Here is a 17,774-nt window from a genome sequence, read left to right as displayed (position 1 = left end):
TTACATGTTAAAAATTATTTTATTGGGCTGGATTGCTGGTATTGCAATCATGGGATTTCATCTTGATTTTATCGAGCTGACATGGTGGATTTGGTTGGCTATTGCAATCCTGATCTTTAGCTTTGGCATATACAAGAAAGAATCCTATTTTTATCGACCTTTTTATAAAGCGCTTATTTTAATCAGTGCAAGCTGGGGATTGTTTACAACAGGATATTATTTTGCAGATTCCGCATTAGAACAACGACTGCAATTAAAAGAGTTTGAATCACAATCATATGAAGCAATTGTTTATATTAAAAATATAGATGAATTGAGTGATGATGGTCATAAACAAATTGCTGAAGTACTTAATCGACATAAGCAAACAGTCATCTGGTTACTTTATTTAAAACAAGACAAATATCAGTTAAATCAGAAGCAAAGTTTACAGTTGGGTCATTATTATCGAGTTTATGGTCAGATTAAACCAGTGCATAGTTTTGCTGTTGTGGGTGCATTTGATCAGGAAAAATGGTTTTTGCAGCAAAATATAATGTCTGCATTTTCAGTGCAGTCTATTCAACCTTTAAGCTTTGATGAAATTTACCGTTTGGGTTATCAAGGTCACTTAAAGCAACAGCAAAGCTTTTCTGCTAAGTTTTTATTAAGCGTTGAGATGAAACGCTTAGAATTTCGGCAGATGTTACAAACTTCTAAGCTTCAGCATAAAGGTTTACTTTTAGCCTTGCTAACAGGTGATGAAAGCCTGTTATCCAACACATTGAAACAACAATTTCAACAGCTTGGAATTTCGCATTTGTTAGCGATTTCTGGTCCACATGTGTTGATCTTTGCATTCATGTTGTCTTGGTTGATACAACGGCTCATACAGCGTTACTGCCCACATCTATACTTATGGCAGCCTAGACAAATTTTATTATTATTGCCATTTTTACTCAGTGTGCTGGTCTATGTGGCATTTGTTGGTTTTGAGATTCCAGCGATCAGAACTTTATTGACTGCTTTACTTGCAAGTATTTTTCTCTTCTTTCGTCAATCGATTCGCCCATTTAGCTTATTGATTTATAGTGCCAGTATATTATTGCTTTTTGATCCTTTTAGTATTCTATCCGCTGGTTTTTGGCTGTCATATGGGGCCTGTTTTATTCTACTTAGAGTTTATCAGACCATTGCACAATTACCGCAAGATCAGCCGATTACGTGGACTCAAAAAATATTTTTAGCTGCTAAAGCTTTGGTTGAATCGCAATCTAAGATCTTTATCGCCTTATTACCATTAGTCTTGATTTTCTTTCAGCAAGTTTCTTGGATTGCACCTGTAAGTAACTTAATTGCAATTCCTTTACTTGGTGGTGTCGTTGTGCCATTAGATATTCTGGCTGCATGTATTTGGCTCATCATTCCTGCATTAGGGCAGTTTTTATTTCAAATTAATGATTTTGTATTATCTATATTGATGTCAATTTTAGACATCTTGCAAAATATTGCACCGCATTTATATGGGGTAAGTTATACACCCTTAATGATGGTATCTTTAATCCTTGGTATGCTTATTTTATTTATGCCGAGGGGAACGATTCCTAAAGCTTGGGCATTGATTTGTTTTTTACCTATATGTATAGGTGTAAAGACTCAACCTACGGTTTTAAATATTTTAGATGTTGGACAAGGGCAAGCTGTATTTTTACAACATCCCGAACAAATCTTTATGATTGATACAGGGGGCTCTTACAATGAAAATAAATTTAGTTTAGGAGAGCGGGTTGTTATTCCATTTATACGGCAACAAGGTGTACGCCACATCCACCATGTAATCTTATCTCATCTTGATCAAGACCATAGTGGTGCTTTTCCTATTATTCAAAAAAACTTTGAAATATCCCAAGTTCAGTCAAATGAATATGACCAAAAAATGCAGTTCAAAAACAATTTCTCATTTTGTCAGCAAGGTCAGCATTGGTCATATGAAAATCTAAAAGTTGAAATTCTATCCCCTAAATCAGATGAGCTTATTCATGCAAAGGATCAGCAAAATGAGTATTCCTGTGTGGTGTATTTGCAGTTTCTAAATGCCCAACCTTATCAAAACTTTTTAATCATGGGAGATGCAGGTTGGGAGGCTGAATATAAATTAATGCAACAATATCCCGATTTAAAAGTAGATGTTTTGATCTTGGGACATCACGGGAGTAAACATAGTTCTGCTTATGATTTTTTAGCGACTTTAAAACCGAAACTTGCGATTGCTTCGGCAGGGTTTGATAATCGTTATGGTCATCCCAGTCAAGAGTTGAAAAATCGTCTACAGGCGCTACACATTCCATTATTAACTACGGTTGAAGCAGGAACAATTCGTTTTGTTTTTGAAAATGGTCAGGTTGAGCTCAGACAGCAAAGACAGCAAATTAAATGGTTGGAAAGAAAATAACTTAAATATTGTAATATTTTCATATCACAATATTTATAGGATTAAAGTTGAGTATTTTCTTGCCGACGAACTTCAGCAACTTTTGCTAAAGCTTCGTTGACGTCAATATCATAAATTTTGCGTAAGCTAGGGTTCGCACTGAATCGTTTATAACTCCAGTGATAATGCATTGGAAGACGTTGGATTAAATTTTCCAAAGTCTGATGAATAATAAGCGTACCATCTTCGGCATTGCCTTCATAAATTTGAGGATTGATACGCTCGATATGCATGTCGAATCCACCTTGCTCATTCCTCAAAGCATAAAGGAATAAAGTTCGTGCTTTTGTTTTTTGAATTAACTTTGCGCTTAAACTACTCGATGCCAAGGGAATACCAAAATACTTAATCATTTCACCACCGTGATCAGGGGTGTGATCAGGTAAAATAACAGTTGTACCACCTTGTTTTAATGCTTTAAAAATCTGACGAACTCCACTTTCATCAGTGGGTACTAAATTCGCTTGATTACGGCTACGTGCATCACGAACAAAACGATCAGCATCAGGATTTTTCACTGGCTTATAAAGGATGGTCATTTGAGTATATTTGGATAGCCATGCATTCATCACTTCCCAAGTACCCAAATGAGGCATAATCAGGACAAGTCCTTTTTTCTCTGCGAGGGCTTCGTGAAAATAATGCTCATTATGAATTTTGTGAATGCGCTGAATATTTTTCTCATTTGAAGCTCCCCAAATGCTCACAAATTCAAAATAAGAGGTTAGTTCATTTTTAATTGCTTGTTTTTTTAATTGATTTATTTCTTGTTGAGATGCTTCAGGGAATGCGATCTGTAAATTCAATTGTATAATTTTTGAGAGTTTAGAAAGCTGGAAATTATTGAGCAATCGTGCAACAAAACCTGCGATAAAACGACCTAATTGAAGTGGTTGATGACTCAGAAATTGTATGAGACGGTAATTACTATTTGTTGATTTGGGGTGTGCCATATATCAAACATTAAAAAAATTACAAGAGGAGAGTATAACGTATAAAATAATTATAAGTTAAAACAAGTTATTTAAACAGTTTTCTATAAATCAGCGTATATAATAAATTCACTTTACAATACATTGGATTGGAATCTTATGTCCGATTGGCCACCAAAACCACAAAATGAACCTACAAATAGCAATAACGTGACAGGCAAAGAATGGCAGATTTTAGAAAAAGCTGTTTTGGCTTCTGTCGAAGAACAACGCCGTAGTCGACGTTGGAGCATCTTTTTTAAATGCTTAGGTTTTGCGTATTTATTAATCGTATTGATCGCAATGAGCAAAGGCTGCTCAACTTCTGTAGAAAAATCAAATACGAATGTCAGCTCTGATCATTTAGCTGTGATTGATATTGTTGGAACTATTGATTCTTCTAGTGGTCAATCTACTGTCAATAGTGAAGACACCAATAAAGCATTAAATCGTGCATTTGAAGCCACTGGCAGTAAAGCGATTGCATTGAATATTAATTCTCCTGGTGGCTCACCCGTGCAGTCTGATGAGATTTGGCAAGAGATTCGCTACCTTAAAAAACAACATCCAGATAAAAAAGTCTATGCCGTGATTGGTGATATGGGTGCATCGGGTGCTTACTATATTGCTTCTGCTGCAGATGAGATCATTGTAAACCCATCAAGTTTGGTTGGTTCAATCGGTGTGATTATGCCGAACTATGGTTTGAGTGGTTTAGCGCAAAAGCTTGGTGTTGAAGACCGTACTTTAACTTCTGGTAATAATAAAGACATTCTAAGTATGACTAAGCCAATTAATCCAGCGCAACAAGCACATGTGCAAGCTGTTTTAGATAATGTTCATACACATTTTATTAATGCAGTCAAAGAAGGTCGTGGAAAACGATTAAAGTCAAATGATCCTGCGGTATTTTCTGGTTTATTCTGGACGGGTGAACAGGCAATTGCATTAGGTGTTGCAGATCGTAGTGGTAGTATTACAACATTGATGCGCGATCTTAAATTAGATCAGAAATTAGATTATACTGTTCAACGCAATCCTTTAGAGTCGATTTTAGGACGTATGGGTACAAAGATTGGTGAAGGAATTAGTAGTTCACTTTCTGCACAATTACAAACCCAACAAAATGCAAAAATACAATAATCATCAAGACTAGGCTGTGATCATTCACAGCCTTTTTTATTTTTAAACATAACTGGGCAGTTCTCCCTTTTAAATTGCAAAGCATTTGCAGCGCGAGATAATCGACCAATCAATATATAAATTGAAAGAAACACTTATGAAACCTTTGATTCATTTTGCACATGCTAATGGTGTTCCATCTAAAGTTTATCAGAAGCTATTTGAGCTGTTAAAAGATCAATATGACATTATTTATGTTGCAGAGATTGGCACTGATAAACGTTATCCAATTACACATGGGTGGAGGCATTTAGTTGATCAAATCATTGATAGTATCGTGCAACAATCACAAGGTCGAAAAGTAATTGGATTGGGACACTCGTTAGGTTCTGTATTAACACTAATGGCATCTTATCGTCGTCCTGAGTTGTTTTCTCAAGTGATTATGCTGGACCCACCATTTATTATAGGTAAAGCATCATTTGCTTTTCATCTTGCTAAAGTTTTTCAACCTAAATTGGTCGATAAAATTACGCCAGCAGGTCTATCTGTACGTCGCCGTGATCATTGGGAGTCTCGTGAACAAGCAGCAGAACTTTTAGGTTCTAGAGGATTTTATCAACACTTTGATGCAGATTGCTTCCAAGCTTATATTCAGCACGCTTTGAGCAATGATCCATTGAAGGGTGGAGTGACTTTAACCATTCCGAAAGTGGATGAGGTTGCAATGTTTAGAACGACACCATCGATGTGGTGGTTGCCTATGCCAAAACCTAGAGTACCTGTTCATTTGGTTGTTGGTCGTGATAGTGTGTTCTTAAAAGAAAAACTTCCTCAAGTTGCTAAACGGAAATTGGGTATTCCTTTTTCAATTGTTAATGGTGGACATATGTTCCCATTAGAGCATCCGACTGAAACTGTGGAAAAAATTAGAAGTTTGATTAATTTCTAAATGAAACATGTTGATAAGAAAGTATGTATTTTCGATCGCTCTTAAATACATACTTTGGGTTTTTATATGCTTTGATCTAAGAATTTTTGTGTTTGATTTAGATCATTTAAAGTTAATTCACTATTTTGTATATATTGAAGGATTAATAATGCTAAAAACTTGAAAATTTTCATATTAGATCCAATATCACTATAAGCAGCAAAACAAAAGTTTATTTTATATAAATCATTAAATTTTATCTGATTGCATATTTCTAATATAAATTTTTGTAATTCTGTAGCGTATTCAATTGGCAAACCATATTTTGCTTCATCAAGTTCATTCAGAAAATCAGATTGAAAAAGACGATTTTCTAAATTACGGTTCGTTAAATCTAGGATAATTTCTCGATTTTCTAAATTTATATCCACTTCTGCACCCAGTAAACCATAGAGAAATCTTCCGCCGCGAGGTTGAAACAATTCGAGGACAATTGTGTATTTGCGATACGAAGACGATGGTGGGATTTCTGTGAAAGGTAAAATCGGAGAGCTTTGAGTCCAAAGCTTTATGTGTAGATGATTTTTCAGTACAAACTCAGATGTGCTCATTTTAGGCTGAAATCTAATTATTTAAAAATTAAGAATTATATTTTTCAAAAAACACATCCGAAGATGTGTTTTATTTTTAGAATTGAGCAAATTGAATTGGTCGTTCTAAAGGTTTTTTATTGAAATATGCTTGACCATTTGTCCAAGTGAGTTGACCATTACATAACCATTCTGCAACCTGAGGGTAGATGAAGTGTTCAAGCTCATGCACACGTTGTGCTAGGCTTTCCACATTATCATGCAAACTCACTTGAATGGCGGATTGCGCTATACTTTGTCCTGCATCTAGTTCAGCAGTGACAAAATGAACGGTACAACCATGCAAGCGATCTCCAGTATTTAATACACGTTGATGGGTATTAATTCCTTTATAAAAAGGCAGCAGAGAAGGGTGGATATTTAACATTTTACCTTGCCATTGACTGACAAAGTTTGGCGTTAAAATACGCATAAAACCTGCAAGGATAACTAAGTCAATTTCCCAAGCAAGCAATTGCTGATGCATAGCATCGTCAAAGCTTTCTCGATTCGGATAATCTTTATGTGAAATAACAGCGGTTGCAATATTGGCTTTCTCAGCACGCTGTAATGCATATGCATCAGCTTTATTTGATAGGACACCAATGATTTGCCCTGACAGATTTGCATCTATCAGGGCCTGTAAGTTGCTACCGTTGCCTGAGACAAGGACAGCAATTCTCATTATGCAAAGATCACGCGAATTTTTTCATCTGCACCTTCAACTGATTCAGCATTTTCTTGGATATAACCAATTTTCCATGCTTTTTCGCCTTGAGTATTTAATACATCAATGGCTTTATCAGCTTCGCTTGCATCAACAGCGATTACCATGCCAACGCCACAGTTAAATGTACGATACATTTCAAAGCGTTCTACATTACCTTCACGTTGTAACAACTGGAATAATTCAGACCATTCCCAGCTTGACTCGTCAATTACAGCTTGAGCGCCATTTGGAAGTACACGAGGTAAGTTACCCGGTAAACCACCACCCGTGATGTGAGCCATAGCATGCACGTCAACTTGTTTGCAAAGTTCTAAAACAGGTTTTACATAAATGCGAGTCGGTTCCATTGCAACATCTGCAAGTGGGCGACCATCAACGATTTGAGTTAAATCAACGTTCTTAACATCTAAAATTTTGCGTAGTAATGAGTAACCATTAGAGTGCGCACCACTTGATGCAACACCGATCAGTACATCACCAGATTTTACTTTAGTGCCATCAATAATTTTACTATGCTCAACTACACCAACAGCGAAACCAGCAAGATCGTAATCTTCGCCTTCATACATACCTGGCATTTCAGCAGTTTCACCACCAACAAGTGCACAGCCAGCAAGTTCACAACCTTTACCAATACCCGTTACTACATTTGCTGCAACATCAACATTCAAATGACCTGTTGCATAGTAGTCTAGGAAAAATAATGGTTCAGCACCACAAACAAGTAAATCGTTTACACACATTGCAACAAGATCTTGACCAATCGTGTCGTGACGATTTAGATTTAACGCTAAACGTAATTTTGTACCTACGCCGTCTGTGCCAGAAACCAATACAGGTTCTTCATAGCCTTTTGGGATTTTGCATAGTGCGCCAAAACCACCTAAACCGCCCATGACTTCAGGACGAGTGGTACGCTTAGCGACAGATTTGATACGATCGACCAGTGCGTCGCCCGCTTCAATGTCGACGCCCGCATCTTTATAGCTTAAACCAGTATTTGGGGTAGAAGTTGAGTTGCTCATAGTGAAGTCTCCGCATTGGCGGCAGATTATAACCTGAATATACGAAACTCTTATGTTATTTATGCTCGAAAATGCTATCTTTAATTAAATTTTTTTCCCATTTATAACGATTACACGAAAAAAGGCTAGATTTTATGCAAGATCAGGTACTACGTCGTATCTTTATCCTCGCAGGACTCGCATTACTACTTTGGGTGTTGTATCTATTAAAACCAGTTGTATTACCATTTGTTGGCGCTTTTTTTATTGCCTATCTCTTTAGTCCCCTTGTAGATGTCCTTGTAAAAATTAAATTACCTCGTTGGTTGGCGATCAGTCTCGTTTTTGTTGGGATTGGCGTAACCTTAACAGTTGTTTTATGGTTCCTTGTCCCATTGGTTTGGAAGCAATTAATCTATGCGCGAGATAGTATTCCAGCAGGTATACATTGGGTAAATGCGACATTTCTACCTTGGGTATCCCATACTTTTAATGTTGTCCCAATGGAGTTGGATACAGAACAGATTTCTAAAGCAATTATGGAATACATTCAAACGAATTACAGTGCAGATAGTATTCAAGCCATGGCTTTACGTTTAGCACAATCTGGTTTGAATTTTATTCAATTAGGTGGCGTATTTATTTTGATTCCTATCATTTCATTCTATTTCTTACTTGATTGGGAAAGAATGTTGCAAAGTATGCGTCGTTTAATACCTCGTCCATATGAAGAATCAACTTTAGTCATTGTTCGTGAATGTCATAGTGTGCTTGGAGCGTTTGTTAAAGGTCAGTTCCTCGTAATGCTGCTATTAGGAATAGTGTATGCAGTTGGCCTGCAAATCATTGGTTTAGAAGTGGGTTTAATTATTGGAATGATTGCTGGTTTGGCCAGTATTATCCCTTATCTAGGCTTTGGGGTTGGTATTATCGCAGCCGTGATTGCTTCATTATTCCAGTTTGGTCTTGATTGGATGCAGTTACTTTTAGTGGGTATTGTATTTATGATTGGGCAAATGGTGGAAGGATATATTTTGCAGCCTTTCTTACTTGGTGACAAAATTGGTCTATCTCCTGTTGCTGTTGTATTTGCGGTACTAGCTGGTGCTCAACTGGGTGGTTTTTTAGGGATGCTGATTGCTTTGCCTGTAGCGGCTGTTATCGTCGTGTTACTTAAACACGCAAGAGATAATTACGAAAAAAGTCGATTTTACGGATCTCCAATTGAGGTCAGTATTCAACATGGTGAAATTCAACGTATAAATGTGGATGCTGGTGATGTAGAATTTGATATTGAGATTAAAAACTCTCAAGATAGTGAAACTTCACATTCAAATGATCTAAAGTAATTGAGGAACAAATTAACGATATGCGTCAACTACAACTCGATATAGAACCACAGCTCGATGCGCGAATTAGCGATTTTTCGGGGCCAGGGTGGGGTCATGTAGTTGATGCGATACGACAGTTACATACTGGACTGGTAAATCGCTTTTATGTTTATGGCGGTGCTGGTACTGGTAAAAGCCATTTACTCTCTGCAATTTGTGATTCATATTTAGAATTGGGTCGTCGTGCAATAAAAGTCTCATTATTAGAATTATTAGATGCACCAATTGAAGCGATTACTTCATTAGAGTTTTATGATTTAGTGGCATTAGATGATATTGATGCAATTAGTGGTGTACCTCATTGGCAAAAAGCTGTTTTTCATTTAATGAATAATCATGATGGACAACTGGTCTTTTCATCTCGTGTAGCACCGATAGAATTAAAATTAGAATTACCTGACTTACAGTCGAGACTGACTCAAGCGGTCAGTGTCAAAGTGCCAAATGGAAGCTCATATACAGATCGACAGGCTTTATTACACTCTGTTATGACGAGGCGAGGAATTCATTTTGACCAACAAATTATTGATTATTTGTTGAGTAATGGGCCACATCAAGCTTCCATTCTATTACAGACACTTGCCCAACTTGAAAAGATGTTGAAAGGGGAGAAAACAAAGCTCTCAAATACAACGATTAAGCAAATTTTTGCTCTGATTGATGAATATCACTAATCGCATAAAATTTCTTGAGTAATTTTGACAGCTATGACAAAGTACGCACAAAGGAATGTGGTTGCAAATTTGTAGTTTGCAATACTAAGAAAAATGAAAATAGAAGGAGAACGGTATGCTCAAACGGACGCTTGCCTGCGCTTTATTTGCGATTACTGGACATGTATATTCTGCGGATATTCAAGTTACAACATTAGTTGATGAAGACAAAGATGATACCGTTTGTTCATTACGTGAAGCTGTAACATTCTTAAATAATCGTACCCAAAAAGAATTTGAAAATGGTTATCATGGTTGCGGTAATAAAGATGCTTCATCGATTATTATCCTAGATCGTGATAAAGAGTATACTTTGAGTAAAGCACTTGAAGTTAAAGCTGCAATGACAATTAAAACTGCTGCTAGTACAAGCTTTAATGACACAAAGAAAGGTTTAAATAACGCTACTATTAAAATGATAGGCGCAGAAAGCCTATTTATTGTTGATGATAATGATGTTGAAAAAGATCCATTAATTGTTAACTTTAATGAATTAAATTTAAAAGGATCATCCCAAAAAGTAGTTGAAGGTGGTTTGATTTCAAATCGAGAAATATTAACAATTCAATACTCTAGATTGATGGATGGTAATGCAAGTTTAGGCGGTGCTATTTACAATAAAGGTTTACTATCTGACAAGAAAACTGCAGGTGTTGTTAGTGTAAGTAATACTATTTTTGAAGGTAATAAAGCTGATCAGGGGGCGGTCATTTATAGTGAAGTTCCTCGTTATATTATTACTCAATCAGTGATAAAGAATAATGAAGTAAAAGCAAATGGAAGTATTTTATATGTACAAAATGCTTATAGTGATACTGCGATTTCGAACGCCTTAACCTTAACAGCATTTGGAATCAGAAATTCCACCATTTTTAATAATAAGGGAGGCTATGTAGCAAATATTCGAGGGGGAATGGTGATCAATAATATTACGATGATTTATAATGATGCTGGACTATATTTGCAAGCTCCGAAATGGATTTCAACCCCTGCTACTGACACAAAACCCGCTGAATTAGAGAATGGTGCGTTTATTTCAAATAGTATCATAGCGAAAAATAATAAAAACTGTGTTGCAGATAGTAATGATTCTTCGGTTATTCAAAGTAATTTGACAGAGGTGGATTGCAATCGTAATGCACCCGCTGGACTGCCAAATTTTCTATTAAACACTGATTTGATCGCAGGTGGAAAAGTGGAGGGGGATTGTGATTTACCTCAGGACAAAGGATTATTATGTCCTTATACGACTCCCAAAGATCAAATGTTAGGTTTTTTTCAACCAAGATTATTAACTTCTTATAATTCATTGTCTGACTCTCTAATCATTAATAAGGGGAGGATTTTTAGCGATGGAACAAACAAGGGGGCTATTAGTTGTGAAACTTCTGATCAACGAGGTAAAGTGCGCAGTGTTTATAGTGAACTATGTGATCTAGGTGCGATTGAGTTGGTAGTAAATCGTAATGATGTAGAAATTGCTGGGCAAGATATTCTATATGGTCAAATCGCAAAGTTTAGTATTGCGAATAGTTTATTGGATGGTGAATTAGTTGATCCTGAGGCGTGTAAAATAATATTTAAGAGTGATACAGATGCTAACGGATTACCATGGCAATCAGGTTGTCTTAATATTGAACAGACTGAAACAAAGTCAAAAGGTAAATTAACAATAGATTCAAAAGGGAATATTGTCTATGTGCCAAATGGTAATTGGCATGGTGCAGATAAATTTAATATCCGTGTAATCACTACAATCACTAGGCTTAATGACCCTTCAAATTACTATATTGATATTCCTACGACAATTGTCCAAGATCCGCCAAATAATTTTCAAAATAAAACTGTAAATGTTGGCAGCATGGATTTTGGATGGATTTTAATGGTGTTTGGTTTAATTGGATTGAGACGTTTTAAATCATAATCAAGGATGATAAATGAGATGAAAAATTATAAGAAAACCTTATTAACGTTAATGGTTGTTTCAGCTATGCCATTGTTAGCTGCAACAAATAGTGCAACAGCACCAATTAAAGTGACTACCTTTAATGATGAAAATAAAGAAGATTCTCTTTGTTCAATCAGAGAAGCTTTAGAGGTTGCAAAAACGCGTGTATCTGCACATGGTTGTGTTGTTGCGGATATTTATTCTAATACTCAAGATATCCAATTAGAAGCGGGTGAATATACATTAAAAAGTGAATTAACACCTGACTCAGAAGTGAGAATATGGGGAGCAGCTCCAGCTAATTGGAATGAAAAAAATGTTCTAATTAATGATGTTGCGAATCAATATCCTGCACAAGTTGAAATTAAGACGACTATCAAAGCAGAGAATTCTCGAATTTTTAATACAACTGCTGGTAAGAACCCTTTAACTTTAACGAATTTAATACTTGCGAATGGTGTTGCGCCTAATCAGGGAAATGGTGGTGCAATTTATGCTGGTGCAAATATTACCTTGCAAAGTATTAAGGTATTAAACTCTAAAGCAACTACTGGTGCAGGTGGGGCAATTTATCTAGCTGGACTAGCTGCTTCGGCTACAATTTCTAAAAGTTTATTTGAAGGTAATGACGCTACAATTGGTAGTGTAATTGCAATGGCTTGTAAGAATGATAATCTATATTCGCAAAGAAATATAAGTTTTACAGCAAGTAGTCTGATAAAAAATGGATCGGATACTTCATTAAGTATGATGGAGTTCTGTGGCTTGCCTGCAGTGATGTTGGAGGCAAATACAATTGCTCAGAATACCGCTAACTCTGTCAAAGGAAATTTAATAAAATTTAGTGGTGATACAAAAGCTGGATCTGAAGATCAAAACAATTCAACAATATTAAGTAGTGGTAGTGCATTAGCACTAACAAGTAACACTATTGTAGAAAATAAAGCATATACAACTTTTCTATATGATAAGATTGGTGTAAAGACTTTGCTTTTTAATATAATTGCTTATAATTCAGGAGCATATTCTTGTCGTTATTTGTTGGGTGATGCTTCAAAAGAAGAGAATGTGGGAATTGGTGCTGTCTATAATGCATTTTCATTATTAAATAATGGCAAATGTGATTTACCCGCAGAGCTAAATACAGCTAATACAACAAACATTGATTTAACCAATGTTCCTATGGATACTGTATTAAGTTCAATGGCCCCAGCATCTCAATATACTGCTTTTTTACCAATGTATTATCCAAAAAGAATAACACAAGCAGGAGCTGATAAGCAGGATTTAGTGAATGTAAGTGGTGAAGGTACAACTGGTTGTAGTGAATATGATCAAAGAGGAGTAGCTCGTCTTGCTGATAGAGTATTATTTTATCAACCGGAAGCAAAAAATACATGTGATATTGGTTCTGTAGAGTTGATGCGGCTAACAGCTGGTGATATTAATAGCATTACTAATGGATCATTAAGTCAATTAATCAGTGATTATAAGACTCAAAATGATTATTTTGATAATCTAGTTAAGAATCCGAATGATCAGGAATATCTTACTTACTATAAATATCGCTTAGAGCAATATAAAAAATTAGTTGAATATTACGATAAAAAAGAAAATTTGAAATATCGAGCTATTTATATCGATTTACAATCATTTAAACTTCCATTACCACATGAGGTTGCTTTATCTGATGAAAGTCACCGATTAGATTTTTTTAGTCCGGAATTGTATGATATTAAAGTTGATACGGTTGGGGTTGGTTCAGTTGTTAATGGTCAACTAAATTCTCGTGAAGATAGAAATTTAGTATGTACTTGGGTCCCTGAGATTCAACAAATTGTTGTGTATAGAAAAGATGATACGATTACACAAGATGGTGAACAAGCTTTGTGTAGTTATACCATCACATATAAAAATGATCATACAATACAAACAAAAGGTTTAATTAAGGCCTCATTTACAAATCAAGCACCTGAAGCTAAAGATACATCTGTGACATTAAAGTATCAGCAAAAAGAAATCGCAAAATTGAATCTTTTAGAACTAGCTAACGATGCAGGTGATACAGGCCCAGGTGGTAAAGGTCCTGAAACAAAACCTAATAAGTCAGACTTTTGGATAAATGAAGATGGGTTAGAATTACCGATAAGATTATCGAACGTCCCAACAAAAAATCTAATAGTTACTGCTGATCGTAAAGGTAAATGTCCTCCGCCTGATCAAAAAGAAACGTGTTATGGTGGAAATATTTATATTCAAGAAGTAAATACTTTTAATCCATTTAATTATTCGTTTAATTATCAAGTTTATGATAATGATGAAACACCAAAACTTTCAAATTTAGCAACTGTAAACGTAATTAGTACAGCAACTACCTCGGATGATACTCGACCTGCGAAAAGCGGCGGAGGAAGTATGGGTATCTTCTCTGCATTAGGTTTGTTGGGTTTACTAGCATATCGTCGTTATAAAAAGTAAGAGTGAATAAAAAGAGCGCTTTTAAAGCGCTCTTTTTATATGTTCAAATTATAAATTAAATGTATACAACTAAAGAGAAATTCATATAAAAACAATTAGTGTTCAGAATATTTGCTTAAATATTCTTCACGGATGTTCACTTTATCTTCGGCACTGGCATTTTGCATACGTTTACGCAAAGTGTTCCGTTCCTGAGTTCCCAGTTTTTGCCAAACATTACGCATTTTTTGTTTTTCATCTTCTGGAAGCTGAGTAAACCATTCCATTCTTTGTTGAAGCTGAGAGCCCTGATCAGTTGGGATTTCTTTTAAACTTTGATAACGTTGAATAAGAACACGTTGTTCTTCTGGAGATAAATCATCCCAAGCTTCTTCTGTAGTTGGTTTATTTGATTTTGAGAACACCCAAAAACGCTCAGAACCAGCAAAACTTGTTTGAAGTAAGCTGAGTGCACACACAACAATTGCTATTTTCTTAGCTGCCATGTGGAACTTTATCCTCACCAAGTACCATCAACATTTCCATATCTTCAACCATTTGTGGTGAAAGTTTTGGATTTACAACGACCTGACTTTGTGGCTTATCGTTCAGTTGTAGAGAGCTTGGTAATACAACGATACCAGTAAGAGCTGCTACTAAAGCAAAGCCTCCCATTTTCCACAGACTATAATAAGAGGTTGGTTTCTTTTGAACAGTATCTAGAACATGGTTCATCACTAACATTTTTTTGTGATGTTGCTCTTTTGCTAGTTGATCGAGTTTGGAAGTCACTGATTTAGTGAACTCATCTTTATTCATTTGATGACCCTCCCGTATGTGGATTTAAATGCTCTAAAGCAATTCTAAGCCCTTGGATTGCACGATAATAATGGGTTTTTACACTACCTTCACTGCAATTCATAATTTGAGCGGTGGTTGCCGTATCAAAACCTTCCCAAGCTCTTAACATAAATGCTTGCTGTTGACGTACTGGTAATTGGTTGATGGCAGCCTGAATTTCATCCATTGTGACTTCTTGGTTCAGAAATTCGAATGGATTGGGGGTAGATTCATCTACCACATCAATAATTTCCTCATCATCGTCTAAGCTAATTTTTTTGAATAATGAGAAAGGAGTTGCTCGACGCGCTTCTTTGCGCCTCCAATCCTGTAATTTGTTATTTAAAATGGTATAAAACAATGGATACCATTCTTCAATACTTTTATCTGAATACGATTTATGCAATGAAATAAAGGCTTCTTGTACCAAATCCATTGCAATGCCTTGTTGTCCATGAGTTGCACTTTCCATCATCACAAGTGCACGACCTGTAACGTCTTGCATAAAAAAACGCAGACGTTGTTCAACAGTACTACAATCAGTACCATTTTCAGTTCGAGCCTGTTTCGGTGCTAAATCCATAGAGATGGAAAATCCTGTCATGGATACCCACCATTATTTCAATTCATTAATCATATAACGTTGAAAATGGTGGATGCGTTGACAACTTAAGCAATTATTTTATGAGTGTAATGGATTTTTTCATTAAAAAAATCGTATTTAAAATAATTTAACGTTTTATTGGCGCTGGCGAACCATTTCAAAAAAGCAAATTGATCCAGCGATTGCAACATTTAAAGATTCTTGCCCGCCCGGTTGAGGAATAGTAACAGCCTGAGCATGTTCTAGGGCATAGTCACTTGCACCTTGTCCCTCATTACCTAAAATCCAAACACATGCTTGCTTTAAATCTTTGCTATACAAGCTAGTTGAACGATGTGAACTCGTTACAAACACAGGAATTTGAAACTTGGGAAGAATGTCGGTTAACTGAAAATTCTCAAAACAATGTACGCTAAAATGGGCACCCATTCCTGCGCGTAATACACGTGGGGACCAAAGAGAAGCTGAACCTTGCGTACAAATTACTTGCTTAATGTTGGCTGCGGCAGCCGAACGCAATAGCGTACCAACATTTCCAGGGTCTTGCACATTTTCTAAGATTAAGGTATCAGCTTTAAAATCAATTGTTAATGATGTTTTTGGAAGATCAATAATTGCTAAACAAGGTAGGGTTGTACCTAAAGTACTTAAATCTTTATACAGTACTTCACTAATGACAAAAATATGTCCTTGGTGTAATTCAATCACCTTTTGTAATTCAGGATGATCGAGAGCTTGTTCAGTCGTAAATAATGAAAAGATTTTTTTATGTTGTTGTAGCCATGCTAAACACAGATGAGTACCTTCTAGAACAGTTTGCTGATGTTTCTTTCGAGCACTATTGAGTTCGATCAGCCCACGCAAATGTTTGATTTTTGCATTGTCTTTTGATTCTAGAAAAATAACAGCCATAATATAAAGATCCAAAAGGGCATTATAAGATGATAATAATGCCCTGAATATAAAAGTAATTAGTGGTAGCTTGTTACGCGTTCCACTTCATTTTTAGAGCCAATTATAACAGGAACACGTTGGTGTAATTCTGTTGGTTGAATATCCATAATGCGAACACGTCCTGTGGTAGAGGCACCACCAGCTTGTTCAATTAACATACTCATTGGATTTGCTTCATACATTAAACGCAAACGACCTGCTTTTTTAGGATCTTTGAGATCATAAGGGTAGAGGAAGATGCCGCCACGGCATAAGATGCGGTGAATATCACCCACCATACATGCAACCCAACGCATATTGAAATCTTTTTCACGGACTGATGTTTTACCCGCTAAAAGCTCGTCAATATAGCGTTTCACTGGATTTTCCCAATGACGTTGATTTGATGAGTTGATAGCGAATTCTTGTGTATCTGCTAAAACTTGAACTTGATTCGTAGTAAGTAGGAAGGTTTGAGTGGTTGGATCGAAAGTAAAGAATACAACACCTGCACCTACGGTAAGCGCTAACATGGTTGAAGGACCATAAAGTACATACCCAGCAGCGACTTGCTCAGTACCCGCTTGCATAAAATCTGCAGATTGAGTGACTGCATTTTTAGCGGGAAGAATAGAGAAAATTGTACCGACACACATGTTGATGTCGATGTTGCTTGAACCATCGAGTGGATCGAATAACACTAAATATTTGCCATTTTCTTGGGCAGGTGTGAAATCATCCAATTCTTCAGAAGCTAATCCACCTACTTGCGGATGCGCTTTTAATGCATCAATAAGATAGTCGTTAGAAATGACATCTAATTTCTTTTGAGTTTCACCTTGTACATTTTCGTTGCCAGCACTGCCTAAAATACCAGCTAAAGCGCCTTTTTGTAGTGCTTGGTCAATGGTTTGGCATGTTGCCGCGATTGTTTCAATGACTTGTGCCAATTCTGGTGTCAAATTCCCTTTTTGTTGTTCTAAATATTGGGATAATGTAAGGTTTGACATATTGAATTGCTCCGATTTAGC

16 protein-coding genes are annotated in these 17,774 nt (G+C 36.1%); 7 read left to right on the top strand and 9 right to left on the bottom strand.

What is annotated here, in order from left to right; translation table 11 throughout:
* Positions 1-4 precede the first annotated feature (4 nt).
* The gene (locus CDG55_RS10370) at positions 5-2,431 is read left to right on the top strand and encodes a DNA internalization-related competence protein ComEC/Rec2 (protein WP_087536393.1); all 2,427 of its coding nucleotides are present in this window, start codon (positions 5-7) and stop codon (positions 2,429-2,431) included.
* A gap of 41 nt (positions 2,432-2,472) precedes the next feature.
* Here CDG55_RS10370 and CDG55_RS10365 read toward each other — a convergent pair whose 3' ends face one another.
* Positions 2,473-3,423: a lysophospholipid acyltransferase family protein gene (locus tag CDG55_RS10365; RefSeq protein ID WP_087536394.1), complete on the bottom strand. Its 951-nt coding sequence runs from the start codon at positions 3,421-3,423 to the stop codon at positions 2,473-2,475.
* A gap of 138 nt (positions 3,424-3,561) precedes the next feature.
* Here CDG55_RS10365 and sppA point away from each other — a divergent pair, with 138 nt between their 5' ends.
* Together sppA and CDG55_RS10355 are read left to right on the top strand one after the other, a co-directional pair.
* Complete coding sequence (sppA, locus tag CDG55_RS10360) at positions 3,562-4,584, top strand: signal peptide peptidase SppA (protein ID WP_087536395.1); 1,023 nt, start codon at positions 3,562-3,564, stop codon at positions 4,582-4,584.
* 136 nt (positions 4,585-4,720) lie between these two features.
* Positions 4,721-5,515 carry an alpha/beta hydrolase gene (locus tag CDG55_RS10355; protein ID WP_087536396.1) on the top strand — a complete coding sequence of 265 codons (795 nt, stop codon included), beginning with the start codon at positions 4,721-4,723 and terminating at the stop codon, positions 5,513-5,515.
* Between the two features lie 62 nt (positions 5,516-5,577).
* Here the strand turns inward: CDG55_RS10355 and CDG55_RS10350 are convergent, their stop codons facing one another.
* The 3 genes from CDG55_RS10350 to purM all read right to left on the bottom strand — a co-directional run bounded on the left by CDG55_RS10350 (position 5,578) and on the right by purM (position 7,878).
* Complete coding sequence (locus CDG55_RS10350) at positions 5,578-6,105, bottom strand: hypothetical protein (protein WP_087536397.1); 528 nt, start codon at positions 6,103-6,105, stop codon at positions 5,578-5,580.
* A 76-nt stretch (positions 6,106-6,181) separates the two neighbouring features.
* Positions 6,182-6,811, bottom strand: a complete 630-nt coding sequence (gene purN, locus CDG55_RS10345) for a phosphoribosylglycinamide formyltransferase (protein WP_171063585.1) — start codon at positions 6,809-6,811, stop codon at positions 6,182-6,184.
* On the bottom strand, positions 6,808-7,878 hold the full coding sequence (gene purM / locus CDG55_RS10340) for a phosphoribosylformylglycinamidine cyclo-ligase (RefSeq protein WP_004661134.1): 1,071 nt from the start codon (positions 7,876-7,878) through the stop codon (positions 6,808-6,810). Before purM ends, purN begins: the two co-directional genes overlap by 4 nt.
* Before the next feature lie 134 nt (positions 7,879-8,012).
* Between purM and cxpE the strand changes: the two genes are divergently transcribed.
* The 4 genes from cxpE to CDG55_RS10320 all read left to right on the top strand — a co-directional run bounded on the left by cxpE (position 8,013) and on the right by CDG55_RS10320 (position 14,387).
* The gene (cxpE, locus tag CDG55_RS10335; protein WP_087536398.1) at positions 8,013-9,206 is read left to right on the top strand and encodes a chloramphenicol efflux transporter CxpE; all 1,194 of its coding nucleotides are present in this window, start codon (positions 8,013-8,015) and stop codon (positions 9,204-9,206) included.
* A gap of 20 nt (positions 9,207-9,226) precedes the next feature.
* Positions 9,227-9,922 (top strand): DnaA regulatory inactivator Hda, encoded by a 696-nt coding sequence (gene hda / locus CDG55_RS10330; RefSeq protein ID WP_087536399.1) that lies wholly within the window; start codon positions 9,227-9,229, stop codon positions 9,920-9,922.
* 115 nt (positions 9,923-10,037) lie between these two features.
* On the top strand, positions 10,038-11,885 hold the full coding sequence (rbtA, locus tag CDG55_RS10325) for a rhombotarget A (protein ID WP_087536400.1): 1,848 nt from the start codon (positions 10,038-10,040) through the stop codon (positions 11,883-11,885).
* A gap of 18 nt (positions 11,886-11,903) precedes the next feature.
* Positions 11,904-14,387 (top strand): hypothetical protein, encoded by a 2,484-nt coding sequence (locus CDG55_RS10320; RefSeq protein ID WP_087536401.1) that lies wholly within the window; start codon positions 11,904-11,906, stop codon positions 14,385-14,387.
* Positions 14,388-14,482: 95 nt separating this feature from the next.
* On the opposite strand, the gene CDG55_RS10315 is transcribed toward CDG55_RS10320, so the two are convergent.
* From CDG55_RS10315 to CDG55_RS10290, 5 genes are all read right to left on the bottom strand, one after another.
* Positions 14,483-14,872, bottom strand: coding sequence for a DUF3106 domain-containing protein (locus tag CDG55_RS10315; protein ID WP_087536402.1), 390 nt, complete (start codon positions 14,870-14,872; stop codon positions 14,483-14,485).
* Complete coding sequence (locus CDG55_RS10310) at positions 14,862-15,185, bottom strand: hypothetical protein (protein WP_087536403.1); 324 nt, start codon at positions 15,183-15,185, stop codon at positions 14,862-14,864. The genes CDG55_RS10315 and CDG55_RS10310 overlap by 11 nt, the downstream gene beginning before the upstream one ends.
* Positions 15,178-15,789 carry an RNA polymerase sigma factor gene (locus CDG55_RS10305; protein ID WP_087536404.1) on the bottom strand — a complete coding sequence of 204 codons (612 nt, stop codon included), beginning with the start codon at positions 15,787-15,789 and terminating at the stop codon, positions 15,178-15,180. Before CDG55_RS10305 ends, CDG55_RS10310 begins: the two co-directional genes overlap by 8 nt.
* Before the next feature lie 156 nt (positions 15,790-15,945).
* Complete coding sequence (locus CDG55_RS10295) at positions 15,946-16,722, bottom strand: TrmH family RNA methyltransferase (protein ID WP_005215207.1); 777 nt, start codon at positions 16,720-16,722, stop codon at positions 15,946-15,948.
* Positions 16,723-16,781: 59 nt separating this feature from the next.
* A complete protein-coding gene (locus CDG55_RS10290) occupies positions 16,782-17,753 on the bottom strand; it encodes a class 1 fructose-bisphosphatase (RefSeq protein WP_087536405.1) in 972 nt (323 codons plus the stop codon).
* Positions 17,754-17,774: the final 21 nt, after the last annotated feature.

Origin of the sequence: Acinetobacter sp. WCHA45, assembly GCF_002165255.2 — a bacterium.
In the GTDB taxonomy this organism is placed as follows: Bacteria; Pseudomonadota; Gammaproteobacteria; order Pseudomonadales; family Moraxellaceae; genus Acinetobacter.
Note: the sequence above shows the minus strand (reverse complement) of the source record. Positions and strands in the feature narration are given on the sequence as shown.